The organism is Cocleimonas flava, from assembly GCF_004339015.1.
Taxonomy (GTDB): domain Bacteria; phylum Pseudomonadota; class Gammaproteobacteria; order Thiotrichales; family Thiotrichaceae; genus Cocleimonas; species Cocleimonas flava.
The window spans coordinates 192,317-214,398 of record NZ_SMFQ01000005.1 but is presented as its reverse complement, the minus strand read 5'-3'; the positions used below and the strand labels follow the sequence as shown (position 1 = coordinate 214,398).

Sequence of the window (22,082 nt, the reverse complement as noted above, 5' to 3'; positions counted from 1 at the left end):
TATGGGAGACTTGCTGAATATTTTTAAGCAGCAAGCAGATACAGAAGAATTCGATGCAATACGTATTGGTTTAGCATCACCTGAAGTAATACGTTCATGGTCATATGGTGAAGTAAAGAAGCCAGAGACAATCAACTATCGAACTTTTAAGCCAGAGCGTGATGGTCTTTTTTGTGCCAAAATTTTTGGTCCAGTTAAAGATTATGAGTGTCTATGTGGTAAATATAAACGCTTAAAGCACCGTGGTGTTGTTTGTGAAAAATGTGGCGTTGAAGTAACTAATACTAAAGTGCGTCGTGACCGCATGGGTCATATAGATCTTGCGTGTCCAGTAGCGCATATCTGGTTCCTTAAGTCGTTGCCTTCAAGAATAGGATTATTCCTGGATATGACATTGCGTGATATTGAGCGTGTGTTGTATTTCGAAGCATTTGTGGTTGTAGAGCCTGGCATGACGACTCTTGAAAGAGGTCAATTGCTAAGTGATGAAGCTTACCTAGAAGCTGTTGAAGAGTTTGGAGACGAATTCGATGCGGGAATGGGTGCTGAGGCTGTTCTTAAGATGCTTAAGACAGTTGATATCAAAGAAGCAATTGAAGACTTAAACGAACAAGCTGATGCGACTAAGTCAGAAACTAAGCTTAAGCGTATTAGTAAGCGAATGAAGTTAATGGAGTCATTCCTAGGTTCAGGTAATAAGCCTGACTGGATGATAATGACAATACTTCCTGTATTGCCGCCTGATTTACGTCCGCTTGTTCCTCTTGAGGGTGGTCGATTTGCGACGTCAGATCTAAATGATTTGTACCGTCGTGTAATTAACCGTAATAACCGTCTAAGACGTTTGTTGGACTTAAATGCGCCAGATATCATCGTGCGTAATGAAAAGCGTATGCTTCAGGAATCTGTTGATGCGTTGCTTGATAATGGTCGTCGTGGTCGTGCTATAACTGGGTCTAACAGACGTCAGTTAAAATCTTTGGCTGATATGATCAAAGGTAAGCAAGGTCGTTTCCGTCAGAATCTATTAGGTAAGCGTGTCGATTACTCTGGTCGTTCTGTAATCGTTGTTGGTCCTTCATTAAGATTGCATCAATGTGGATTGCCTAAGAAAATGGCGCTTGAATTATTCAAGCCATTCATTTTCGGTAAATTACAAAGACGTGGCCTGGCTACTACAATTAAAGCAGCTAAAAAATTAGTAGAAAGAGAGACTCCAGAAGTTTGGGATATCCTGGCTGAAATCATTCGTCAGCATCCCATTCTATTGAATCGTGCTCCTACTCTTCATAGATTGGGTATCCAGGCGTTTGAGCCTGTACTAATCGAAGGTAAGGCGATCCAGTTGCATCCGCTTGTATGTTCTGCATTCAATGCTGACTTTGATGGTGACCAGATGGCTGTTCACGTTCCATTGTCTCTTGAAGCGCAAACTGAAGCTCGTGTGCTTATGATGGCGACTAATAATGTGCTATCGCCAGCTAATGGTGAGCCGATTATTGTTCCGTCTCAAGATATAGTTCTGGGTCTTTATTATATGACTCGCGAAAGCATTAATGCTAAAGGCGAAGGCATGATTTTTGCAGACGCTAAAGAAGCTAAGCGTGCTTATGAGACAGATCTTGTGTCACTTCATGCAAAGGTACAGGTTCGCATTACAGATAGTGAATACGATGATAATGGTGAGCTTATTGTTAAAACCCGTCGTGTTGATACAACCGTTGGACGTGCTATTTTATCTGATGTTTTGCCAGACGGTATTCCGTTTGAGAAAATTAACTGTGTAATGAAGAAGAAGAATATTTCTAACCTCATCAACGAGGGTTATAGAAGAATAGGTCTTAAAGACACTGTTATTCTTGCCGACCAATTGATGTATACCGGTTACAAATATGCGACATTATCAGGTGTTTCATTCTGTGCTAATGACATGATGATTCCTGATGAAAAAGCTACCATTATTGGTCGCTCTGAAGATGATGTTAAAGAAATTGAAGATCAATATTCATCAGGTCTTGTTACACAGGGTGAGCGCTATAACAAAGTTGTAGATATCTGGGCTCGTACTAACGAGCAAGTTGCTAAAGCCATGATGGATGGTATGGGTAAAGAAGATATTGAAGATGCAGATGGCAAAATTGTTTCTCAAGAGTCTTTCAACTCTATCTATATGATGGCTGATTCTGGAGCTCGTGGTTCTGCAGCTCAGATTAGACAATTAGCAGGTATGCGTGGTTTGATGGCTAAGCCGGATGGTTCTATCATCGAAACGCCAATTACATCAAACTTTCGTGAAGGGCTAAACGTACTTCAATACTTTATCTCAACTCATGGTGCTCGTAAGGGTCTTGCCGATACAGCATTGAAAACAGCTAACTCTGGTTATTTAACTAGACGTCTTGTGGATGTTTCTCAGGATATGGTTGTTACTTTAGATGATTGTGGCACTGAAAATGGTTTATCCATGAAGCCTATTATTGAAGGTGGTGATGTAGTTGAGCCATTAGGTGATCGAGTTCTAGGTCGTGTGGCTGCTGTTGATGTAATGAATCATAAAGGCGAGCTTGTAATTCCAGCAAAGACCTTATTAGATGAAGAGTGGGTATCAAAGCTTGATGAATTAGGTGTAGATGAGATTTTAGTTCGTTCTGCTATTACTTGTGCATCAAGAAAGGGTGTTTGCGCGCAATGTTATGGTCGCGATCTAGGTCGTGGTCATCTGGTTAATATGGGTGAGGCAGTGGGTGTAATCGCCGCTCAGTCAATTGGTGAGCCAGGTACTCAGTTAACGATGCGTACTTTCCACATCGGTGGTGCTGCTAGTCGTGCGGCTGCTGATAATAATATTCTTGTTAAGTCGGTAGGTACAGCGCGTCTATCTAATGTTAAGACTGTAATAAATAAGGACGGAAATCTGGTAACAGTATCTCGTTCTGGTGAAATCAGTGTTGTTGACGATCAAGGTCGTGAACGTGAGCGTTATAGATTGCCTTATGGTGCTGTTGTAACTATCAAAGACAATGATTCTGTAGAGATGGGTCAAGAGGTAGCAACATGGGATCCTCATACGCATCCTATCGTTACGGAAGTTGCAGGTACTGTTGATTTTGTTGATTTTGTTGATGGTTCAACTATCAATACACATATTGATGAAGTAACAGGCTTAAGTTCAACGATTGTTACTGATCCTGCATCTCGTGGTTCAGGTTCAAAAGATCTTAACCCAATGATTAGACTATTGGATGATAATGGCAATTCATTATTCTTCGAGAATTCTGAAATACCAGTTCAATATCCTTTGGCAGGTGGCGCAGTTGTTGGTTTGACTAACGGTGTAAAAGTTGAAGTTGGTGATGTACTTGCTCGTTTAACTCAGGAATCTTCTAAGACTCGTGATATTACCGGTGGTCTTCCTCGTGTAGCTGATATGTTCGAGGCTAGAAAGCCTAAGCAGCCTGCTATACTTGCAGAAATTTCTGGTACGTTCTCTTGGGGTAAAGAAACTAAAGGCAAGAAGCGTTTAGTTATTACTCCGGATAAAGGAGAGCACTACGAAGTACTAATACCTAAATGGCGTAACCTTGATGTATTTGAGGGTGAGAAGGTAGCTAAGGGTGAGATGATTGCTGATGGTGAGCCAAGTTCTCACGATATTCTACGTCTATTGGGTCCAGTTGCACTTGCAGAGCATTTGGTGAAAGAGGTTCAGGAAGTTTATCGTTTACAAGGTGTAAAAATTAATGATAAGCACGTTGAAATTATTTCGCGCCAGATGATGCGTAAAGCTGTAATAACTGAATCAGGTGATACTCGCATGTTGAAAGGTGAGCAGCTTGATTACTGGCAGATTGATGAAGAAAACGAGAAGTTTATTGCAGACGGTAAACTGCCGGCGAAATACGATCGTGTATTGCTAGGTATTACCAAAGCATCTCTTGTGACGGATTCGTTTATATCAGCGGCGTCATTCCAGGAGACTACAAGAGTATTAACAGAAGCTTCTGTGAAAGGTGCTCGTGATGATCTTCGTGGGCTTAAAGAGAATGTTATTGTGGGTCGCTTGATTCCAGCTGGTACTGGTTTGACTCATCATCTTGCTCGCCGTAAAAAACAGGAAGAGTTACAGCAACAGCTTTCGTCTTTAATGGCTGAGCTGCCAGACGGTGATTCAGAAGAGCCAATTGCAATAGAGATAGAAGAAGCTACAGAAGAGTAATTTTAACCTTAAGAAGACTCTAAAAGGCACCCCCCTACTTATAGCGGTTTTTATACCGTTAAAAGTAGGGGGGTGTTTGGTTACAGATTTAGACTCATCTTAAAAAATACATTTTTTAAATAGAATCCTGTCTTGACATAAGGGCGTAGGGGTAATAGAATTCCGCGCCTTTATCGTTAAGACGATTGTTGATTTTTCTTGTGTCAGATAATGCTGGTGCAGGGTAATAAAGTTGGAGAAATAGATTTAATGTCTACTGTTAATCAGTTAGTGCGCAAACCTCGAAAGCGCAAGATGGAAAAGAGCAATGTTCCAGCTTTGGAAGCTTGTCCTCAACGTCGTGGAGTATGTACAAGGGTATATACCACTACTCCTAAGAAGCCAAACTCAGCAATGAGAAAAGTAGCTCGTGTACGTTTGACAAATGGTTTCGAAGTTAGTAGTTACATTGGTGGTGAAGGTCATAACTTGCAAGAGCATTCGGTTGTATTAATCCGTGGTGGTCGTGTAAAAGATTTGCCTGGTGTACGTTATCACGTTGTTCGTGGTTCTCTTGATACGCAGGGCGTTCAAGAACGTAGACAAGGTCGTTCAAAGTATGGTGCTAAGCGTCCAAAGTCTTAATGTCAGAATAGTTTGGATTAAGTAGTAATTTTGCCTGTTGATAAGATGTCAGTAGGTTGTTGAATAATAGTAAACAAATAGAGTAGCGAGTTTTTTATGCCAAGAAGAAGAGAAGTCCCAAAACGCATTATCCTTCCAGATCCTAAGTTTGGTAGTGAGCTTTTGGCTAAATTTATAAATACCATTATGAAAGATGGTAAAAAGTCTATTGCTGAAAAAGTTGTGTATGTGGCATTAGATACTATCGCTGCTAAAAAAGGTAATGATGGAATGGAGGTGCTAGAAGCAGCTCTAGAGAATGTACGTCCTTCTGTCGAAGTTAAGTCTCGAAGAGTCGGTGGTGCAACTTATCAGGTGCCAGTAGAAGTTAGATCTTCTCGTCAGAATGCTTTAGCTATGCGTTGGTTGGTTGATGCGGCTCGTCGTCGCGGCGAAAAATCAATGGCATTAAAGTTAGCAGGTGAGCTTATGGATGCGGCTGAAAAGCGTGGTTCTGCTGTTAAGAAGCGTGAAGATACGCATAAGATGGCTGATGCAAATAAGGCTTTTGCTCACTTCCGTTGGTAGTTAGGATTTATGGTTTCTTGTCGGTTTTCCGGCAAGAAGTTTTAATAAGGTAAATAAAGTGGCTCGTGTAACACCTCTTAATCAATATCGCAATATAGGAATTATGGCGCATATTGATGCTGGAAAAACGACTACTACAGAAAGAATTTTGTTTTATACTGGTGTGTCTCACAAAATTGGTGAGGTTCACGACGGTGCTGCTACCATGGATTGGATGGAGCAGGAACAAGAGAGGGGTATTACTATTACCTCGGCTGCTACGACCTGTTTTTGGTCAGGCATGGAAAAGCAATTTAATAAGCATAGAATAAATATAATCGACACCCCCGGTCATGTTGATTTTACTATTGAGGTTGAGCGTTCGCTAAGAGTGCTTGATGGTGCTGTTGCTGTTTTTTGTGCTGTTGGTGGTGTTGAGCCGCAATCTGAAACTGTCTGGCGGCAAGCGAATAAATATCATGTTCCACGATTGGTCTTTGTTAATAAGATGGATCGGGTTGGGGCAAACTTTTTACGTGTAGTAAGCCAGATAGAAGAGCGTTTAGGTGCTGTTCCTGTTCCTCTTCAGATTTCAAATGGCGAAGAAGAAGGTTTTAAAGGTGTAATTGACCTAATAAAGATGAAGTCAATTAACTGGAATGATGAAGATATGGGGTTAACCTATGCCTTGGAAGATATTCCTGAGAGTCTTAAGGCTGATGCTGAAGAGTGGCGTGAAAAACTGATAGAAGCTGCTGCTGAAGCTAATGAAGAATTGATGGATGTGTATCTAAATGATGGTGATCTTACTGAAGATCAGATTCATCAGGGTTTACGTATCCGTACTTTAGCGGGTGAGATAGTTCCTGCTATGTGTGGCTCTTCATTTAAGAATAAAGGTGTCCAGGCGATGTTGGACGCGGTAGTTCGTTATATGCCATCGCCATTGGATGTTCCGTCAATTACGGGAGTTGTAGATGATGGGACAGAAGAAGGTAAAGAAGTAGAGCGAAAAGCATCTGATGAAGAGCCATTTGCTTCATTAGCATTTAAAATAGCAACTGATCCTTTTGTGGGTACGTTGACATTTTTCAGGGTATATTCTGGAAAGCTCAAAACTGGTGATATGGTTTTGAATCCCTTAAAGGGAAAGAAAGAAAGAATTGGGCGTATTTTGCAAATGCATTCTAATTCTAGAGAAGAAGTAAAAGAAGTTTTTGCTGGAGATATTGCTGCGGCTGTTGGTCTTAAAGATGTTACTACCGGAGATACGCTTTGTGATAAGTCTAATCCTGTAACATTAGAGAGGCTGGATTTTCCTGAGCCAGTTATTTCGGTTGCTGTTGAGCCGAAAACGACGGTTGATCAGGAGAAAATGGCACAAGCATTAGCTAAGCTGGCTCAAGAAGATCCTTCGTTCAGAGTTCATACTGAAGAAGAGACAGGGCAAACGATAATATCTGGTATGGGTGAATTACACCTTGATATTATCGTAGATAGAATGAAGCGTGAATTTAGTGTTGATGCTAATGTTGGTAATCCACAGGTGTCATACCGCGAAAAAATAAGTCAATCGGTAAATGCCGAAGGCAAGTTTGTTCGTCAATCTGGTGGTAAAGGTCATTATGGCCATGTATTGATAAAGCTAGAGCCTTTAGAAGAAGGTTCTGGTTATGAGTTTATAGATGAAGTTGTAGGTGGGTCAATTCCGCAGGAGTTTATACCTGCTGTGAATAATGGTATTCAAGAGCAGCTTCAAAATGGAGTGTTGGCTGGTTGTCCGGTCGTTGATATTAGAGTTACTTTGTATGATGGTTCATTTCATGATGTTGATTCTAGTGAGATGTCGTTCAAGGTTGCTGGATCGATGGCAATACGCGATGGCGTAATAGCTGCGGGCCCAAAGTTGCTAGAACCTGTTATGAAAGTAGAGGTTGTGGCTCCAGAAGAAAATATGGGTGATGTTATGGGTGACTTAAATCGTCGTCGTGGCATTGTTCAGGGCATGGATGAGGCACCTGCGGGTAAAATCATTCGTGCGGAAGTTCCATTGGCTGAAATGTTCGGTTATGCCACTGCTTTAAGATCAGTGTCGCAAGGTCGAGCTAACTATTCAATGGAGTTTGCGAAGTATGCAGAGGTCCCAAAATCGGTGGCTGATGCAATGATAATTGAAAGGTGAGTAATCATGTCCAAAGAAAAATTTGAACGTAATAAGCCCCATGTAAACGTGGGCACAATTGGTCACGTCGACCACGGTAAAACTACGCTAACTGCTGCGCTTACAAAAGTAATGGCAGAGAAGATGGGTGGTGAAGTTAAAGCATTCGATGAAATCGATAATGCGCCAGAAGAAAAAGCACGTGGTATAACTATCGCGACTTCTCATGTTGAATATGAATCAGATACACGTCACTACGCACACGTAGATTGCCCTGGTCATGCTGATTATGTGAAAAACATGATTACTGGTGCAGCTCAAATGGATGGCGCTATTCTTGTTGTATCTGCAGCAGACGGCCCAATGCCACAAACTCGTGAGCACATCTTGTTGTCACGTCAGGTTGGTGTTCCATACATCGTAGTATTCCTAAACAAAGCTGATATGGTAGATGATGAAGAGCTACTAGAGCTTGTTGAAATGGAAGTGCGTGAGCTTCTAGATATGTATGAGTTTCCTGGTGATGATACGCCAATCGTTACTGGTTCAGCGCTTAAAGCGTTAGAAGGTGATGAAGCTTACACAGCTAAGATTGTTGAGTTGGTTGAAGCGCTAGATACTTATATCCCTGAGCCAGAGCGTGCTATCGATGGTGATTACCTAATGCCAGTAGAAGATGTATTTTCAATCTCTGGTCGTGGTACAGTTGTTACTGGTCGTATCGAGCGCGGTATCGTTCACGTAGGTGATGAAATCGAAATCGTTGGAATCAAAGACACTACTACAACAACTTGTACGGGTGTTGAAATGTTCCGTAAGCTTCTTGATCAAGGTCAGGCTGGTGATAACGTAGGTGTATTGCTACGTGGTACTAAACGTGAAGATGTAGAGCGTGGTCAGGTTCTATGTAAGCCTAAGTCAATTACGCCTCATACAAAGTTTGAAGCAGAAGTATATGTTTTATCAAAAGATGAGGGTGGTCGTCATACGCCATTCTTCGATGGTTATCGTCCGCAGTTCTACTTCAGAACAACAGACGTAACAGGTGCATGTGATCTTCCTGATGGAACAGAAATGGTTATGCCAGGTGATAATGTCAAGATGACAGTAACCCTAATCAATCCGATAGCAATGAATGAAGGTCTACGTTTCGCAATACGCGAAGGTGGTCGTACAGTTGGTGCCGGTGTTGTTGCAAAAATTATCGAATAATACTTAATTGAGTATATAAATATGTCAGGTCAAAAAATCCGAATCCGTCTTAAGTCGTTCGATCATAAGTTAATTGATCGTTCAGCTGGAGAAATAGTAGAAACAGCAAAGCGAACTGGTGCTCGAGTTAAGGGTCCTATTCCGCTTCCGACAAGAAAAGAAAGATTTACTATTCTTGTTTCTCCTCATGTTAATAAAGATGCTAGAGATCAATATGAAATTAGAACGCACAAGCGCCTAATGGATATTGTAGAGCCAACAGATCGTACAGTTGATGCTCTAATGAAGCTAGATCTAGCAACTGGTGTGGATGTACAGATCAAACTTTTATAATGCGTGTGTGAGGGTTTCTCTAAGTTTTTTTGTATATATTTTTGTACTTTAAAAAATATAAATAAAAAATAATTTTAGAGTTCCCTATCTCAGATTTATCTGGCATAATGCGCGGCTTTCTTCGGCTCGACACTTATTGTTTCGGGCCGATTTTTTCCAAAAAATATCTTCTGATATGGTTTAGATACTTATATCGGTTTTAAGTTTTAATGAGGTGGCCAAATGGCAATCAGTCTACTGGGTTCTAAAGTAGGAATGACCCGGATATACAATGAAGATGGTAGTGCAACACCAGTAACGGTTTTGCAAATGACGCCAAACCGTATTTCTCAAATAAAGACAGTTGAGACTGATGGTTATAATGCTTTGCAATTAACCGCAGGCGTTAAAAAAGCTTCAAAGGTAAACAAGCCTGGTTCTGGGCATTTTGCAAAAGCGTCAATGGAATCTGGTTTGGTTACTCGTGAATCAAGAGTTGATTCGGTCGATGGATATGAAGTTGGCTCAGAATTGTCTTTGGATTTGTTTGAAGCAGGTCAGAAGGTAGATGTTACTGGTACAACTATAGGTAAAGGTTTTGCTGGTGTTTTGAAGCGATATAATTTCGCTGGTAAAGATGCTACTCACGGTAACTCTATAAATCATAGAACTCCTGGTTCTATTGGTCAGAATCAGACGCCTGGTCGAGTTTTTAAAGGCAAGAAAATGTCTGGTCACATGGGTGCTGTTAAGCAAACAACTCAAAATCTTACTGTGGTAAGTATTGATTTGGAAAGTAATTTGATGTTGGTTAAAGGTGCAGTCCCAGGTTCGCGTGGTGGAAATGTGCTCGTGAAGCCAGCTGTTAAGGTTTAATTCTTATGAAATTAAAGAGTGTAGAAGGCAAAGCGGTTGAGTTGGATGATGCTGTTTTTGCAAGTGAATATAATGAAACCTTGGTTCATCAGGCAGTTGTTGCATATATGAGTGCGGGTCGTGCTGGTACTAAAGCACAAAAAACTCGTTCTGATGTTAGTGGTGGTGGTGCTAAACCATGGAGACAAAAAGGAACTGGTCGTGCTAGAGCTGGTACTTCTAGAGGTCCAATTTGGCGCTCTGGTGGTGTTACGTTTGCTGCTAGACCTAGAGATTATTCTAAGAAGCTCAATAAGAAGATGTATAGAGCTGCAATGAGATCTATTTTTTCTGAGTTGGTGCGTTCAGAATCATTAATTATTATTGATGATTTTGCGATTTCTGATCCTAAGACTAAAAGCATGGTTAATGCGTTAGCAGATTGGAAGGTGTCTTCAGATTCTCTTTTGGTTGGTGTTGAAAAAGAAGATAATGTAAGTCTTTCTTCACGTAATATTCCAAACTGTGAATATGTTGAGCTTGCTCAGCTAAATCCTGTAAGTTTGGTTTCTCACGACAGTGTTGTTATGACTTCTTCGGCTGTGTCTAAGGTTCAGGAGTGGTTGTCATGATAAGTAAAGTAGAAGAAAGGTTGTATCAGGTTCTTTACGGACCTCATGTTACAGAAAAAGCAGTTTCAGGTAATGAGTCTAATACACATGTATTTAAAGTTGCTACTACTGCTACAAAAGGTGAGATTAAAACTGCTGTAGAGACTCTCTTTGAAGTCAAAGTTGCCGATGTTCGTTCAGTGAATGTTAAAGGAAAAAGCAAAAACTTCGGAAAAAGAAAAGGTTCTAGAAAAGACTGGAAAAAAGCCTATGTCAGATTGGCAGAAGGTTCTACTCTTAATGTTGAGGCAGAGGGTTAAGTCATGGCTATTTTAAAAATGAAACCAACTTCACCTGGTCGTCGTCATCAGGTAAGAGTTGTAAATAATGAATTGCATAAGGGGAGTCCTTGTAAGTCTCTTCTTGAAAAGAAAAGTAAGTCTGGTGGTCGTAATAATAATGGTCGAATCACTACTCGCCACATCGGCGGTGGTCATAAGCAGCATTATCGTGTTATTGATTTTAAGCGTACTAAAGATGGTATCTCTGCGGAAGTGGAAACTATCGAATACGATCCGAATAGAACGGCTAATATTGCTCTTCTTAAATATGCGGACGGTGAGAGAAGATATATCATTGCACCAAAAGGCTTAAAAGCTGGTGGTTCGGTAATGTCTGGTTCTGAGGCTACTATTGCTCCAGGGAATACTCTTGAGATTAAAGATATTCCAGTTGGTACCGTTATTCACTGTATCGAATTGAAGCCTGGTAAAGGTGCTCAGATTGCACGTAGTGCTGGTACTTCTGCTCAGTTAGTTGCTCGTGAAGGAAGATATTCAACTTTAAGATTACGTTCTGGTGAGATGAGAAAAGTTTTATCAGTGTGTCGTGCAACGATAGGTGAAGTAAGTAATTCTGAGCATAGCTTAGTTAAGCTTGGTAAAGCTGGTGCAAGTCGTCATCGTGGTGTTCGACCAACGGTTCGTGGTGTTGTAATGAATCCGGTTGATCATCCACATGGTGGTGGTGAAGGTAAAACATCTGGTGGTAGACATCCTGTGTCTCCATGGGGTACGCCAACTAAAGGCTTTAAAACACGTAAAAACAAACGTACAGATAATCTTATCGTACGTCGTAGAAACAAGAGGTAATTGAAGTGCCACGTTCATTAAAAAAAGGCCCATTTATAGATCATCATCTGATGACTAAAGTTCTGAAAGCTGTAGATGCTGGAGATCGTAAGCCAATTAAGACCTGGTCAAGACGTTCAATGATAGTGCCAGATATGGTTGGATTAACTATTGCTATCCATAATGGTCGTCAACATGTACCTGTATTGGTTAATGAGCATATGGTTGGGCATAAGCTAGGTGAGTTTTCACCTACTAGAATGTTTCGTGGTCATGTTGCTGATAAGTCGTCAAGATAATAGGCGTTAGGATTTTATAATGGAAGTTAAAGCAAAATTAAAGTTCGCACGAATCTCTCCTCAAAAGGCTAGATTGGTAGCAGACCAAGTTCGTGGTATGCCTGTAGAAAGTGCTCTTGAGGTTTTATCATTCAGTCAAAAGAAAGCGGCTGCAATGGTTAAAAAGATACTAGATTCGGCAATTGCTAATGCAGAACATAATGAAGGCGCTGATATTGATGATTTAACTATTACTCAGGTAATGGTAGATCAGGCACCTACAATGAAACGTATACGTCCTCGTGCTAAAGGTCGTGCAAATAGAATACTAAAGCGAACTAGTCATATTACTTTGTTTGTTGGCGATGGTGAGGTTAAATAATGGGACAGAAAATACATCCAATTGGGTTTCGTCTTGGTATCGCTGCAGATTGGCGTTCTAAGTGGTATGCAGAAGGCAAAGAATATGCTGAGTTTTTGCATAAAGACCTGGAGGTTAGAGCTTCTATCGAGAAAAGCCTCAAGCATGCATCTGTTAGCCGTATTCAAATCGAGCGTCCTGCTAAGTCAGCTTTCGTAACTATTCATACTGCAAGACCTGGTGTAGTTATCGGTAAGAAGGGTGAAGATATAGAGCGTCTTAGAACTGATACTGCGAAAATGATGGGTCTTCATCCTAATAACGTTAAAGTTAATATTGAAGAAATTCGCAAACCAGAATTAGATGCAAAATTAGTTGCGGAAAGTATTGCTAATCAGCTAGAAAGACGTATTATGTTCCGCCGCGCTATGAAGAGAGCGGTTGGTAATGCAATGCGACTTGGAGCGTTAGGAATTAAGATTAGTTGTGGTGGCCGTTTGAATGGTGCTGATATCGCTAGAACTGAGTGGTATCGAGAAGGTCGAGTACCTTTACATACAATGCGTGCAGATATCGACTATTCAACTGCTAAAGCTCATACGACGTATGGTGTTATTGGTATTAAGGTCTGGATCTATAAAGGCGATGTTTTCGATCTAGAGCAAAAACAATCAAATTCTGCTGCCCCTGCTGGCAAAAAGAAGAGATAGAGGTCTGAGATGTTACAGCCTAAGAGAACAAAATTTCGTAAACAGTTTAAAGGTAGAAATCGTGGCCTTGCAACTGTTGGAAGTAAAGTGAGTTTTGGAGAGTATGGTCTAAAAGCAGTTGGTCGTGGTCGTTTAACGGCAAGACAAATTGAAGCTGCTAGACGTGCCATGACTCGCCACATCAAACGTGGTGGTAAAATTTGGATACGTGTTTTTCCAGATAAGCCTATTACTAGTAAGCCATTAGAAGTACGTATGGGTAAAGGTAAGGGTAATGTAGAGTACTGGGTATGTTTGATACAGCCTGGAAGAGTGCTTTATGAAATGGAAGGTGTTTCCGAAGAGTTGGCAAGAGAGGCTTTTGCGTTAGCAGCTGCTAAATTACCAATCAAGACAGTGTTTGTCACTAGGACGGTGATGTGATGAAAGCGAATGAAATTCGTAAGAAGAATACAGAAGAACTTTCTACTGAGCTTTTGGAAAGTCTAAAAGAGCAATTTGTTTTAAGAATGCAAAGAGCAAGTGGTCAACTTAATCGTCCATCTGAGATGAAGAAAGTTCGTCGTAAAATTGCTCGAATTAAAACAATTATGAATGAGATGCAGTCAACAGGTGCAGGTGAGTAGTATGTCGGAAACAGCTAAAGTTGAGCATAGCGTAACTGGTAAAGTCGTTAGCAATAAAATGGACAAAAGTATTGTCGTAATGGGTGAAAGAAAAGTCAAACATCCTCTTTATGGTAAGTTCATACGTAGATCAACTAAATACCATGCGCATGATGAAAATAATGAGTGCAATATTGGTGACACTGTAGAAATTCAAGAGTGTCGTCCTTTATCTAAGACTAAGTCATGGACATTAGTTAAAGTGCTTCAAAAAACAGCTTCTTAAGAAAGCATAAATCGGTATATTACAATGATTCAAATGCAAACAAATTTAGATATCGCGGATAATAGTGGTGCTAGAAGAGTACAGTGTATAAAAGTACTTGGTGGCTCTCACCGTAGATACGCTGGTATCGGCGATATTATTAAAGTAAGTATTAAAGAAGCTATTCCACGTGGCAAAGTTAAAAAAGGTGATGTTTATACAGCTGTTGTTGTTAGAACGGCTAAGGGTGTTAGAAGGAAGGATGGTTCAACTATCCGTTTTGATAATAACTCTGCGGTATTACTTAATACAAAACTTGAGCCAATTGGTACTAGAATCTTTGGGCCTGTTACACGTGAGCTTCGTGATAAAAACTTCATGAAGATCATCTCTTTGGCTCCTGAAGTTTTATAAAGGTTATCTCATGAATAAGATAGTAAAAAATGACCAAATAGTAATTGTGTCAGGTAAAGATAAAGGGAGACGTGGTAACGTTACTCAGGTTCTTGATAATGGTAAATTACTTGTGCAAGGTCTAAACCTAGCTAAGAAGCATCAGAAAGGAAATCCACAAGCTGGTATTCCTGGTGGGATCATTGAAAAGGAAATGCCAGTTGATGCGTCTAACGTAATGTTGGTAAATCCTGCAACTGATAAAGCTGATCGTGTAGGTTTCAAAATACTTGAAGACGGAAAGAAAGTACGTTGTTTCAAGTCTAATGGTGAAGTCGTCAGTTAATTTTTTAATTGATAGATGAATAGAATTTAAAAGGTATTAAGATGTCTAGATTGCAGGATTTTTATCAGGAAACAGTAATACAAGAGCTTACTGAAAAGTTTTCTTATAAAAATGTAATGGAAGTTCCAAAGATTACTATGATCTCATTGAATATGGGTTTGGGTGATGCTGTTGGTGATAAGAAAATAGTTGAACATGCTGTTTCAGATATGACTAAAATTAGTGGTCAAAAACCAGTAGTTACTGTTTCTAGAAAATCTATTGCTGGATTTAAGATTCGTGATAATTGGCCAATAGGTTGTAAAGTAAACCTTCGTCGTCATCATATGTACGAATTTTTAGATCGTCTAATTAACATCTCTATTCCTCGCGTAAGAGACTTTCGTGGAATGAATCCGCGTTCATTTGATGGGCGAGGAAACTATAGTATGGGGTTCAATGAACAAATCATTTTCCCCGAAATAGATTATGATAAAATTGATAAGCTACGTGGTTTAGATATCGCTATCACAACTACAGCTAAAACCGATGAGGAAGGAAAAGCATTGTTAGAAGCTTTTAATTTCCCATTTAAGAAAAAGTAAATACAGGATAGTTTAAAAAATGGCTAAGAAATCAATGATAGCACGTGAAGATAAGCGTACTAAGTTAGTTGCTAAATATGCTAAGAAGAGAGCTCAGTTAAAAGAGATTATCCGTTCACCAAAGAGTAGCTTTGAAGAAGTAATGGCGGCAACAGATTCGCTTCAAAAGCTTCCTAGGAATAGTTCAAAAGTTAGACAACGTAACCGTTGTGTAATTACTGGTAGACCACATGGCGTGTATAGCAAGTTTGGTCTTTGTAGAAATAAATTAAGAGAGTCTGCTATGGAAGGTGATATTCCTGGTTTGACCAAAGCTAGTTGGTAAGGAGTACGTATCATGAGTATGAGTGATCCTATTGCGGATATGTTGACACGTATTAGAAATGGACAGCGCGCTAATAAAGTTGATGTTCAGTTTTCAGCTTCTAATAAAAAATCTGCAATCTTAGATGTCCTAAAAGATGAAGGTTACATAGTTGGTTATGAAACTGCAGAAGTAGAAGGTAAGCCTGTAACAACTGTTGCATTAAAATATTTTCAAGGTGAGCCAGTAATAAATACTTTGAAAAGAATTAGTCGTCCAGGACTTAGAATATTTAAAGGTAAGGAAGAGTTACCAAATGTTATGTCTGGATTGGGTGTTGCAATTGTATCTACGTCAAAAGGTGTTATGAGTGATCGTGCAGCAAGAGCTGTTGGTCATGGTGGCGAAGTTCTTTGTATAGTTGAATAAGCGGTACTAAATCATGTCTAGAATAGCAAAAATGCCGATTGATTTGCCTGCAGGTGTTGAGGCAAAAATTAACGGTCAAAATATAAATATCAAAGGTGGAAAGGGTGCCTTTGATTATACTTTAAACAATCACGTTGAAATTACTCAAGAGGGTAGTCAACTAGTTGTTAAGCCTAAGAACGAAAGCAATAAAAAGCATTGGGCAATGGCTGGAACCATGAGAGCAATTACTTTCAATATGGTTACAGGTGTTAGCGATGGTTTTGAAAAGAAGCTAGAGTTAGTGGGTGTTGGTTACAGAGCACAGGCACAAGGCAATAAATTAAACCTTACTTTAGGTTTTTCACATCCTGTTGTTCACGATATACCCGAAGGTGTTACTGTTGAGACTCCTAGTCAGACAGAAATTATACTACGTGGTATAGATAAACAAGTTATCGGTCAAACTGCGGCGGAAATTAGATCTTACCGTCCACCAGAGCCTTACAAAGGTAAAGGTGTTAAGTACGCTGATGAAAGAATTATTCGTAAAGAAGCTAAGAAAACCTAAGGTAATTGTAAGATGAATAAAAGAGAAGCCAGAATTCGTCGTGGCAAACGTTCTAGAATGAAAATGCGTGAGTTGGGTGTTACACGTCTTTCTATATATAGAAGTTCTCGTCATATCTACGCTCAAATTATTTCAGGTGATGAAAATAAAGTTATTGCATCTGCTTCAACAGTTGAAAAGTCAATGCGTGATGAGCTTTCTTATACAGGAAATTCAGATGCAGCAGCTGCTATCGGTAAGTTGGTTGCAGAACGTGCAAAAGAAAAGGGTGTAGAGTCTGTAGCGTTTGATCGTTCAGGTTTTAAATATCATGGTCGTGTTAAAGCGTTAGCAGAAGCAGCACGTGAAGCAGGATTACAGTTCTAAAGGTTAAGACAATGGCTAGATCAGATAATACAGAAAAGGCAACAGACGGCCTTCAGGAAAAACTAGTTCACGTTAATCGTGTTGCTAAAGTAGTTAAAGGTGGCCGTGTTTTTGGTTTCACAGCATTGGCAGTTGTCGGTGATGGAAACGGAAGAATTGGGTTTGGTTACGGCAAAGCTCGTGAAGTACCTGTAGCGATTCAAAAGGCTATGGAAAAAGCACGTAAAAACATCGTAAATGTAGCTTTGGTTGATGATACTCTGCAATATGAAGTGAATGCTAGACACGGTGCTGCACATGTATTCATGAAGCCTGCATCTGATGGTACTGGAATCATTGCTGGAGGAGCTATGCGTGCGGTATTTGAAGTTGTTGGTGTTAAAAACGTATTAGCGAAATGTGTAGGTTCTAGAAATCCTATTAATGTTGTTCGTGCAACAATTAAAGGTCTGGCTGATATGAATTCACCAGAGCTAGTTGCTGCTAAACGTGGAAAGACAGTAGAAGAGATTAGAGGTTAAAATGGCTGCTACTAAAGAATTAAAGCTTACTATGTACCGTAGCATGAATGGTAGATTAAAAGCTCATAAATCTTGTGCTCGAGGATTAGGTATCAGAAAAATGCATAACAGTGTTATTGTTACTGATACGCCAGAAAATCGCGGCATGATTAATAAAATTTCTTACATGTTACATGTAGAGGAAGTTTAAATGAAACTTAATACATTAAAGCCAGGCGAAGGCAGCGTTTCTAATCGTAAGCGAGTTGGTCGTGGTATTGGAAGTGGTTGGGGAAAAACTTGTGCTCGTGGGCATAAAGGACAAAAATCACGTTCTGGTGGATTTCATAAAGTAGGTTTTGAAGGTGGTCAGATGCCACTTCAAAGACGTCTACCTAAAGTTGGTTTTACTTCTCGTGTGGGTCGTGTTTCTGCTGAAATTCGTTTACATGAATTAGCTTCTGTAGAAGCTGATGTTATCGATCTTGATTCACTTAAAGAAGCTAACCTTATCAATAAGAGCATACTTAATGTAAAAGTAATGCTATCTGGTGAGCTTAATAAACCTGTTACTCTAAAGGGTATTAAAGTTAGTAAAGGTGCTTTAAAAGCTATTGAAGCTGCAGGCGGAAAAGTCGAAGACTAACAGGGGTTAATAAAGTGGCAACAAATAACGCTACAGGAATGCTTTCGGGTGTTGGCAATATTGCAGAAATCAAACAAAGGCTTGCCTTTGTTTTTTTCGCTTTGATTGTATATAGAATTGGTACTTTTATCCCGATCCCGGGTGTTAATCCAGCTGCGTTACAGTCATTCTTTGACCAAAACTCAGGAACCATATTAGGTGTTTTTAATATGTTTTCTGGTGGTGCATTGCAGCGATTGAGTATTTTCGCTCTTGGTATCATGCCGTACATATCAGCCTCTATTATTGTGCAGTTAATGACGCATGTAGTACCAACATTAAAGCAATTAAAAAATGAAGGTGAGTCTGGGAAACGTAAGATTACTCAGTACACAAGATACGGAACGGTTGCGTTAGCTCTTTTCCAAAGTATTGGTATATCTATGGCTCTGGGTGGTCAGGACTTGGGTGGTGGTCAAACTATCGCACTTAATCCTGGGCTAGGATTCACTATTACAACTGTAGTGTCTCTTGTTACAGGTACCTTGTTTTTAATGTGGTTAGGTGAACAGATTACAGAACGTGGTATTGGTAATGGTATATCACTTATAATATTTGCTGGTATTGTTGCAGGTCTACCTACTGCTATTGGCGGGACACTAGAACTTGCTCGTAACGGTGAGTTGTCTCCAGCTTTCGTTATTATATTATTAGCATTAGCAGTACTGGTTACAGCATTTATTGTTTTTGTTGAAAGAGGGCAAAGACGTATTACTGTTAACTATGCGAATAGGCAACAAGGTAGAAAGATGGCTATGGGTCAATCAAGTCATTTACCTCTTAAATTAAATATGGCAGGTGTTATACCTCCAATATTTGCATCAAGTATTATCTTGTTCCCTTCTAGTTTAGGGCGTTGGATATCTGATGCGAATGGTGCTGAATGGCTGCAGGATTTTGTAACTATGGTACAGCCAGGGCAACCTTTATATGTTCTGTTTTATGCCTTAGCCATCATATTCTTTACATTCTTCTATACAGCTCTAGTTTTTAATTCTAGAGAAACTGCTGATAATTTGAAGAAGGCAGGTGCTTTTATTCCGGGTATTAGACCAGGAAGAGAAACAGCAAAATATATTGACGGTGTGATGACTCGTCTTACTACTGTTGGAGCAATCTACATTACTTTAGTATGTTTGTTGCCAGAGTTTTTGATTTTAGGTTGGAATGTCCCATTTTACTTTGGTGGCACTTCACTATTAATTATTGTGGTTGTTGTTATGGACTTCATTGCCCAGGTTCAATCGCATATGATGTCTCATCAGTATGAAGGTTTGATGAAAAAAGCAAACTTTAAAGCTGGTGGTAAAAAGCCCAAGAAAACACGTTAATTGTTTCTTGGTATAAGATTTAATTAGAGGTTTAACTCATGAAGGTTCGTGCATCTGTTAAAAAAATGTGCCGTAATTGTCGTACTGTAAAGCGTAAAGGTATTGTGCGTGTTATATGTACTGATCCACGTCATAAACAACGTCAGGGTTAATATGTTTTTTTTATTGATTAACACTGTGAATTCGGGTATTGTTGCCCGCTTTTCCAAGCAGTCAGGAGAGTTTTGATGGCTCGTATCGCGGGTATTAATATCCCTGTTAATAAGCATACTGTAATAGCATTAACTTCTATTTACGGTATAGGTAGAACACGTGCAGCTAATATTTGTGTTGAAGCTAATGTAGCTCCAGCAACTAAGATTAGTGCACTTTCTGAAGATGAAATTGAACGCATTAGAAGCGCTGTCGGTAAATTCACTGTTGAAGGTGATTTGAGACGTGAAGTTTCTATGAATATCAAAAGTCTTATGGATCTAGGTTGTTTTAGAGGTGTTCGTCATCGTCGTGGATTACCACTACGTGGACAACGTACTAAAACAAATGCTAGAACACGAAAAGGTCCAAGAAAACCAATTCGTAAGTAATTAATCGATATAGATTATTAATCTATATAAAACATTTATTTTAGTGGGTAATTAAAGATGGCAACAGCCACCAAATCACGTAAAAAAGTTAAAAAGTCGGTTAGCGATGGAATTGCACATGTGCATGCTTCTTTCAATAACACGATCATTACTATAACCGATCGTCAAGGCAACGCTTTAGCATGGGCTACTGCTGGTGGTTCAGGATTCCGTGGGTCTCGTAAAAGTACACCTTTTGCGGCTCAGGTTGCTGCTGAAACAGCAGGTGAAACTGCTAAGCAATTTGGTTTGAAAAACTTAGATGTTCATGTGAAAGGACCAGGTCCAGGACGAGAGTCTGCTGTTCGTGCCCTTAATAACATCGGTTATAAAATTACAAATATTATTGATGTGACACCTATTCCACATAATGGTTGTCGTCCACCTAAAAAGCGTAGAGTGTAGTCGGAGAAAAGTAATGGCCAGATATATCGGACCTAAATGTAAGTTAATGCGTCGTGAAGGTACAGATCTTTACTTGAAAGGACGTGGACGTGCACTAGAGAACAAATGTAACTTAGAAAAAGTTCCAGGAGTTCACGGTGAAAGACGTACGCGTTTATCAGACTACGGATTACAGTTACGTGAAAAGCAAAAAGTACGTCGTATCTACGGTGTTCTTGAAAAGCAATTCAGAAACTATTTTAAAGAAGCAGTTCGCCTTAAAGGTTCTACAGGTGAAAATCTGCTTCAGCTTTTAGAAAGTAGATTAGATAACGTCACCTACAGAATGGGTTACGGATCAACTCGTGCAGAAGCTCGTCAATTAGTAAGTCATAAATCAATACTAGTTAACGGTAAAGCTGTAAACATACCATCTTACCAAGTTAAAGCTGGTGATGTTGTTTCTGTTAGAGAGAAATCTAAAAAGCAGACAAGAATACTTGATTCCGTATCAGTTGCTGATCAGATTGGAATTCCAGAGTGGCTTGAAGTTGATGTTAAAAAACTTGAAGGTACTTATAAGGCAAACCCAGAACGTGAAGAATTGCCCGCAGAGATTAATGAATCTCTAATTGTGGAACTTTACTCTAAGTAAACTTCTTAAGTTTGTCTCAGTAATATTGAGGTTTATATTTTGTCTAAAACAACAGATTTATTGAAGCCACGTAATATCCAGGTCAAAGATCTGGGTAATCATACGTCGAAGATTGTACTAGAACCACTTGAAAGAGGGTTTGGTCACACGTTAGGTAATGCCCTACGTAGAATTCTTCTGTCGTCTGTGCCTGGTTGTGCTGTAACAGAAGTTAAGATCACTGGTGTTGATCATGAATACACAGCTCTTGATGGTGTTCAGGAAGATGTAGTAGATATTCTTCTTAATATGAAGAAGCTTGCATTCCGTTTGAATACTAAAGAAGAAGTATCACTTGACCTTAGAAAACAAGGTCCGGGTGTTATTACTGCTGGTGATATTCAATTGGATCACGACGTTGAAATTGTTGATCCTGATGCTGTTATCGCTACTCTAACTACTGATAGAGAGTTAGAGATGACGATTAAGGTAGAAAAGGGAAGAGGGTATCAACCAGCTCCTGTTCGCCGTGGTCCTGATTCTCCAGAGCTTCCTTTGGGAACTTTGGTTTTGGATGCATCTTTTAGTCCAGTCGTGCGTGTGTCTTATGATGTTGATAGTGCTCGTGTAGAAAACAGAACTGATCTTGATAAATTAATTATTGAGCTTCAGTCTGATGGATCAATAGACGCAGAAGAAACGATCAGTGATGCTGCAACTATATTGCATGAGCAATTAGCTGTATTCTTCGATCTTACAATTATTGAGCCTGAGCCAGAAGTTGAGCCAGAGCCTGAAATAGATCCAGTTCTTCTTCGTCCAGTCGACGATTTAGAGCTAACTGTAAGATCAGCTAACTGTCTTAAAGCAGAGCAAGTTTACTACATTGGCGATCTAGTACAGAAAACTGAAGTAGAGCTACTTAAAACACCTAATTTAGGTAAGAAGTCTTTAACAGAAATCAAAGATATCCTTGCATCTCATGGTTTGACGCTTGGCGCTCGTTTAGAGAACTGGCCTCCTGCATCAATTGAGACTAAGGATGTAAGAGTTGGTTAATTCGATAT

Annotated in this window: 32 protein-coding genes; all 32 read left to right on the top strand. The window is 39.7% G+C overall.

Annotated elements, in window-relative coordinates:
• The first annotated feature begins 1 nt into the window (after window position 1).
• The 32 genes from rpoC (at window position 2) to EV695_RS17265 (ending at window position 22,074) form a co-directional block, all read left to right on the top strand.
• Complete coding sequence (gene rpoC / locus EV695_RS17420; protein WP_131907791.1) at window positions 2–4,216, top strand: DNA-directed RNA polymerase subunit beta'; 4,215 nt, start codon at window positions 2–4, stop codon at window positions 4,214–4,216.
• A gap of 249 nt (window positions 4,217–4,465) precedes the next feature.
• Window positions 4,466–4,840 (top strand): 30S ribosomal protein S12, encoded by a 375-nt coding sequence (rpsL, locus tag EV695_RS17415; RefSeq protein ID WP_131907295.1) that lies wholly within the window; start codon window positions 4,466–4,468, stop codon window positions 4,838–4,840.
• 96 nt (window positions 4,841–4,936) lie between these two features.
• Entirely contained in the window at window positions 4,937–5,407 is a 471-nt protein-coding gene (gene rpsG, locus EV695_RS17410) for a 30S ribosomal protein S7 (RefSeq protein WP_131907294.1), read from the top strand.
• 58 nt (window positions 5,408–5,465) lie between these two features.
• Window positions 5,466–7,568, top strand: coding sequence for an elongation factor G (fusA, locus tag EV695_RS17405; RefSeq protein WP_131907293.1), 2,103 nt, complete (start codon window positions 5,466–5,468; stop codon window positions 7,566–7,568).
• 6 nt (window positions 7,569–7,574) lie between these two features.
• A complete protein-coding gene (tuf, locus tag EV695_RS17400; RefSeq protein WP_131907292.1) occupies window positions 7,575–8,759 on the top strand; it encodes an elongation factor Tu in 1,185 nt (394 codons plus the stop codon).
• Window positions 8,760–8,780: 21 nt separating this feature from the next.
• Window positions 8,781–9,092 carry a 30S ribosomal protein S10 gene (gene rpsJ, locus EV695_RS17395; RefSeq protein ID WP_131907291.1) on the top strand — a complete coding sequence of 104 codons (312 nt, stop codon included), beginning with the start codon at window positions 8,781–8,783 and terminating at the stop codon, window positions 9,090–9,092.
• 222 nt (window positions 9,093–9,314) lie between these two features.
• Entirely contained in the window at window positions 9,315–9,947 is a 633-nt protein-coding gene (rplC, locus tag EV695_RS17390; RefSeq protein ID WP_131907290.1) for a 50S ribosomal protein L3, read from the top strand.
• A gap of 5 nt (window positions 9,948–9,952) precedes the next feature.
• Window positions 9,953–10,558 (top strand): 50S ribosomal protein L4, encoded by a 606-nt coding sequence (gene rplD / locus EV695_RS17385; protein ID WP_131907289.1) that lies wholly within the window; start codon window positions 9,953–9,955, stop codon window positions 10,556–10,558.
• Complete coding sequence (gene rplW, locus EV695_RS17380; RefSeq protein ID WP_131907288.1) at window positions 10,555–10,857, top strand: 50S ribosomal protein L23; 303 nt, start codon at window positions 10,555–10,557, stop codon at window positions 10,855–10,857. Before rplD ends, rplW begins: the two co-directional genes overlap by 4 nt.
• A 3-nt stretch (window positions 10,858–10,860) precedes the next feature.
• Complete coding sequence (rplB, locus tag EV695_RS17375; protein WP_131907287.1) at window positions 10,861–11,688, top strand: 50S ribosomal protein L2; 828 nt, start codon at window positions 10,861–10,863, stop codon at window positions 11,686–11,688.
• A gap of 5 nt (window positions 11,689–11,693) precedes the next feature.
• Window positions 11,694–11,966 (top strand): 30S ribosomal protein S19, encoded by a 273-nt coding sequence (rpsS, locus tag EV695_RS17370; RefSeq protein ID WP_131907286.1) that lies wholly within the window; start codon window positions 11,694–11,696, stop codon window positions 11,964–11,966.
• A gap of 19 nt (window positions 11,967–11,985) precedes the next feature.
• Window positions 11,986–12,327 (top strand): 50S ribosomal protein L22, encoded by a 342-nt coding sequence (rplV, locus tag EV695_RS17365; protein ID WP_131907285.1) that lies wholly within the window; start codon window positions 11,986–11,988, stop codon window positions 12,325–12,327.
• The gene (gene rpsC, locus EV695_RS17360) at window positions 12,327–13,016 is read left to right on the top strand and encodes a 30S ribosomal protein S3 (protein ID WP_131907284.1); all 690 of its coding nucleotides are present in this window, start codon (window positions 12,327–12,329) and stop codon (window positions 13,014–13,016) included. The genes rplV and rpsC overlap by 1 nt, the downstream gene beginning before the upstream one ends.
• 9 nt (window positions 13,017–13,025) lie before the next feature.
• Window positions 13,026–13,439: a 50S ribosomal protein L16 gene (gene rplP / locus EV695_RS17355; protein WP_131907283.1), complete on the top strand. Its 414-nt coding sequence runs from the start codon at window positions 13,026–13,028 to the stop codon at window positions 13,437–13,439.
• Window positions 13,439–13,642, top strand: a complete 204-nt coding sequence (rpmC, locus tag EV695_RS17350) for a 50S ribosomal protein L29 (protein ID WP_131907282.1) — start codon at window positions 13,439–13,441, stop codon at window positions 13,640–13,642. Before rplP ends, rpmC begins: the two co-directional genes overlap by 1 nt.
• Before the next feature lies 1 nt (window position 13,643).
• Complete coding sequence (gene rpsQ / locus EV695_RS17345) at window positions 13,644–13,907, top strand: 30S ribosomal protein S17 (protein WP_131907281.1); 264 nt, start codon at window positions 13,644–13,646, stop codon at window positions 13,905–13,907.
• Between the two features lie 24 nt (window positions 13,908–13,931).
• Window positions 13,932–14,300 carry a 50S ribosomal protein L14 gene (gene rplN, locus EV695_RS17340; RefSeq protein WP_131907280.1) on the top strand — a complete coding sequence of 123 codons (369 nt, stop codon included), beginning with the start codon at window positions 13,932–13,934 and terminating at the stop codon, window positions 14,298–14,300.
• Between the two features lie 10 nt (window positions 14,301–14,310).
• Complete coding sequence (rplX, locus tag EV695_RS17335) at window positions 14,311–14,625, top strand: 50S ribosomal protein L24 (RefSeq protein WP_131907279.1); 315 nt, start codon at window positions 14,311–14,313, stop codon at window positions 14,623–14,625.
• A 41-nt stretch (window positions 14,626–14,666) separates the two neighbouring features.
• The gene (gene rplE, locus EV695_RS17330; protein ID WP_131907278.1) at window positions 14,667–15,209 is read left to right on the top strand and encodes a 50S ribosomal protein L5; all 543 of its coding nucleotides are present in this window, start codon (window positions 14,667–14,669) and stop codon (window positions 15,207–15,209) included.
• Between the two features lie 19 nt (window positions 15,210–15,228).
• On the top strand, window positions 15,229–15,534 hold the full coding sequence (gene rpsN / locus EV695_RS17325; RefSeq protein ID WP_131907277.1) for a 30S ribosomal protein S14: 306 nt from the start codon (window positions 15,229–15,231) through the stop codon (window positions 15,532–15,534).
• Window positions 15,535–15,546: 12 nt separating this feature from the next.
• On the top strand, window positions 15,547–15,942 hold the full coding sequence (rpsH, locus tag EV695_RS17320) for a 30S ribosomal protein S8 (RefSeq protein ID WP_131907276.1): 396 nt from the start codon (window positions 15,547–15,549) through the stop codon (window positions 15,940–15,942).
• Between the two features lie 13 nt (window positions 15,943–15,955).
• Complete coding sequence (gene rplF, locus EV695_RS17315; RefSeq protein ID WP_131907275.1) at window positions 15,956–16,492, top strand: 50S ribosomal protein L6; 537 nt, start codon at window positions 15,956–15,958, stop codon at window positions 16,490–16,492.
• 12 nt (window positions 16,493–16,504) lie between these two features.
• Window positions 16,505–16,858, top strand: a complete 354-nt coding sequence (gene rplR, locus EV695_RS17310) for a 50S ribosomal protein L18 (RefSeq protein WP_131907274.1) — start codon at window positions 16,505–16,507, stop codon at window positions 16,856–16,858.
• A gap of 11 nt (window positions 16,859–16,869) precedes the next feature.
• On the top strand, window positions 16,870–17,379 hold the full coding sequence (rpsE, locus tag EV695_RS17305; protein WP_131907273.1) for a 30S ribosomal protein S5: 510 nt from the start codon (window positions 16,870–16,872) through the stop codon (window positions 17,377–17,379).
• A gap of 1 nt (window position 17,380) precedes the next feature.
• Complete coding sequence (gene rpmD, locus EV695_RS17300; RefSeq protein WP_131907272.1) at window positions 17,381–17,569, top strand: 50S ribosomal protein L30; 189 nt, start codon at window positions 17,381–17,383, stop codon at window positions 17,567–17,569.
• Window positions 17,570–18,004 carry a 50S ribosomal protein L15 gene (rplO, locus tag EV695_RS17295; RefSeq protein ID WP_131907271.1) on the top strand — a complete coding sequence of 145 codons (435 nt, stop codon included), beginning with the start codon at window positions 17,570–17,572 and terminating at the stop codon, window positions 18,002–18,004.
• 38 nt (window positions 18,005–18,042) lie between these two features.
• Window positions 18,043–19,374 carry a preprotein translocase subunit SecY gene (gene secY, locus EV695_RS17290; protein WP_131907790.1) on the top strand — a complete coding sequence of 444 codons (1,332 nt, stop codon included), beginning with the start codon at window positions 18,043–18,045 and terminating at the stop codon, window positions 19,372–19,374.
• Window positions 19,375–19,412: 38 nt separating this feature from the next.
• Window positions 19,413–19,526: a 50S ribosomal protein L36 gene (rpmJ, locus tag EV695_RS17285; RefSeq protein ID WP_131907270.1), complete on the top strand. Its 114-nt coding sequence runs from the start codon at window positions 19,413–19,415 to the stop codon at window positions 19,524–19,526.
• Between the two features lie 75 nt (window positions 19,527–19,601).
• Window positions 19,602–19,958: a 30S ribosomal protein S13 gene (rpsM, locus tag EV695_RS17280; protein ID WP_131907269.1), complete on the top strand. Its 357-nt coding sequence runs from the start codon at window positions 19,602–19,604 to the stop codon at window positions 19,956–19,958.
• A 57-nt stretch (window positions 19,959–20,015) separates the two neighbouring features.
• Complete coding sequence (gene rpsK / locus EV695_RS17275; protein ID WP_131907268.1) at window positions 20,016–20,402, top strand: 30S ribosomal protein S11; 387 nt, start codon at window positions 20,016–20,018, stop codon at window positions 20,400–20,402.
• Window positions 20,403–20,415: 13 nt separating this feature from the next.
• Window positions 20,416–21,036: a 30S ribosomal protein S4 gene (rpsD, locus tag EV695_RS17270; RefSeq protein ID WP_131907267.1), complete on the top strand. Its 621-nt coding sequence runs from the start codon at window positions 20,416–20,418 to the stop codon at window positions 21,034–21,036.
• A 36-nt stretch (window positions 21,037–21,072) separates the two neighbouring features.
• Window positions 21,073–22,074: a DNA-directed RNA polymerase subunit alpha gene (locus tag EV695_RS17265; protein WP_131907266.1), complete on the top strand. Its 1,002-nt coding sequence runs from the start codon at window positions 21,073–21,075 to the stop codon at window positions 22,072–22,074.
• Window positions 22,075–22,082: the final 8 nt, after the last annotated feature.

Bases quoted from the DNA above. Each gene is read 5' to 3' on its own strand.
- rpoC (WP_131907791.1), top strand. From the start codon at position 2: ATGGGAGACTTGCTGAATATTTTTAAGCAGCAAGCAGATACAGAAGAA.
- rpsL (WP_131907295.1), top strand. From the start codon at position 4,466: ATGTCTACTGTTAATCAGTTAGTGCGCAAACCTCGAAAGCGCAAGATG.
- rpsG (WP_131907294.1), top strand. From the start codon at position 4,937: ATGCCAAGAAGAAGAGAAGTCCCAAAACGCATTATCCTTCCAGATCCT.
- tuf (WP_131907292.1), top strand. From the start codon at position 7,575: ATGTCCAAAGAAAAATTTGAACGTAATAAGCCCCATGTAAACGTGGGC.
- rpsJ (WP_131907291.1), top strand. From the start codon at position 8,781: ATGTCAGGTCAAAAAATCCGAATCCGTCTTAAGTCGTTCGATCATAAG.
- rplC (WP_131907290.1), top strand. From the start codon at position 9,315: ATGGCAATCAGTCTACTGGGTTCTAAAGTAGGAATGACCCGGATATAC.
- rplD (WP_131907289.1), top strand. From the start codon at position 9,953: ATGAAATTAAAGAGTGTAGAAGGCAAAGCGGTTGAGTTGGATGATGCT.
- rplW (WP_131907288.1), top strand. From the start codon at position 10,555: ATGATAAGTAAAGTAGAAGAAAGGTTGTATCAGGTTCTTTACGGACCT.
- rplB (WP_131907287.1), top strand. From the start codon at position 10,861: ATGGCTATTTTAAAAATGAAACCAACTTCACCTGGTCGTCGTCATCAG.
- rplV (WP_131907285.1), top strand. From the start codon at position 11,986: ATGGAAGTTAAAGCAAAATTAAAGTTCGCACGAATCTCTCCTCAAAAG.
- rpsC (WP_131907284.1), top strand. From the start codon at position 12,327: ATGGGACAGAAAATACATCCAATTGGGTTTCGTCTTGGTATCGCTGCA.
- rplP (WP_131907283.1), top strand. From the start codon at position 13,026: ATGTTACAGCCTAAGAGAACAAAATTTCGTAAACAGTTTAAAGGTAGA.
- rpmC (WP_131907282.1), top strand. From the start codon at position 13,439: ATGAAAGCGAATGAAATTCGTAAGAAGAATACAGAAGAACTTTCTACT.
- rpsQ (WP_131907281.1), top strand. From the start codon at position 13,644: ATGTCGGAAACAGCTAAAGTTGAGCATAGCGTAACTGGTAAAGTCGTT.
- rplN (WP_131907280.1), top strand. From the start codon at position 13,932: ATGATTCAAATGCAAACAAATTTAGATATCGCGGATAATAGTGGTGCT.
- rplX (WP_131907279.1), top strand. From the start codon at position 14,311: ATGAATAAGATAGTAAAAAATGACCAAATAGTAATTGTGTCAGGTAAA.
- rplE (WP_131907278.1), top strand. From the start codon at position 14,667: ATGTCTAGATTGCAGGATTTTTATCAGGAAACAGTAATACAAGAGCTT.
- rpsN (WP_131907277.1), top strand. From the start codon at position 15,229: ATGGCTAAGAAATCAATGATAGCACGTGAAGATAAGCGTACTAAGTTA.
- rpsH (WP_131907276.1), top strand. From the start codon at position 15,547: ATGAGTATGAGTGATCCTATTGCGGATATGTTGACACGTATTAGAAAT.
- rplF (WP_131907275.1), top strand. From the start codon at position 15,956: ATGTCTAGAATAGCAAAAATGCCGATTGATTTGCCTGCAGGTGTTGAG.
- rplR (WP_131907274.1), top strand. From the start codon at position 16,505: ATGAATAAAAGAGAAGCCAGAATTCGTCGTGGCAAACGTTCTAGAATG.
- rpsE (WP_131907273.1), top strand. From the start codon at position 16,870: ATGGCTAGATCAGATAATACAGAAAAGGCAACAGACGGCCTTCAGGAA.
- rpmD (WP_131907272.1), top strand. From the start codon at position 17,381: ATGGCTGCTACTAAAGAATTAAAGCTTACTATGTACCGTAGCATGAAT.
- rplO (WP_131907271.1), top strand. From the start codon at position 17,570: ATGAAACTTAATACATTAAAGCCAGGCGAAGGCAGCGTTTCTAATCGT.
- secY (WP_131907790.1), top strand. From the start codon at position 18,043: ATGCTTTCGGGTGTTGGCAATATTGCAGAAATCAAACAAAGGCTTGCC.
- rpmJ (WP_131907270.1), top strand. From the start codon at position 19,413: ATGAAGGTTCGTGCATCTGTTAAAAAAATGTGCCGTAATTGTCGTACT.
- rpsM (WP_131907269.1), top strand. From the start codon at position 19,602: ATGGCTCGTATCGCGGGTATTAATATCCCTGTTAATAAGCATACTGTA.
- rpsK (WP_131907268.1), top strand. From the start codon at position 20,016: ATGGCAACAGCCACCAAATCACGTAAAAAAGTTAAAAAGTCGGTTAGC.
- rpsD (WP_131907267.1), top strand. From the start codon at position 20,416: ATGGCCAGATATATCGGACCTAAATGTAAGTTAATGCGTCGTGAAGGT.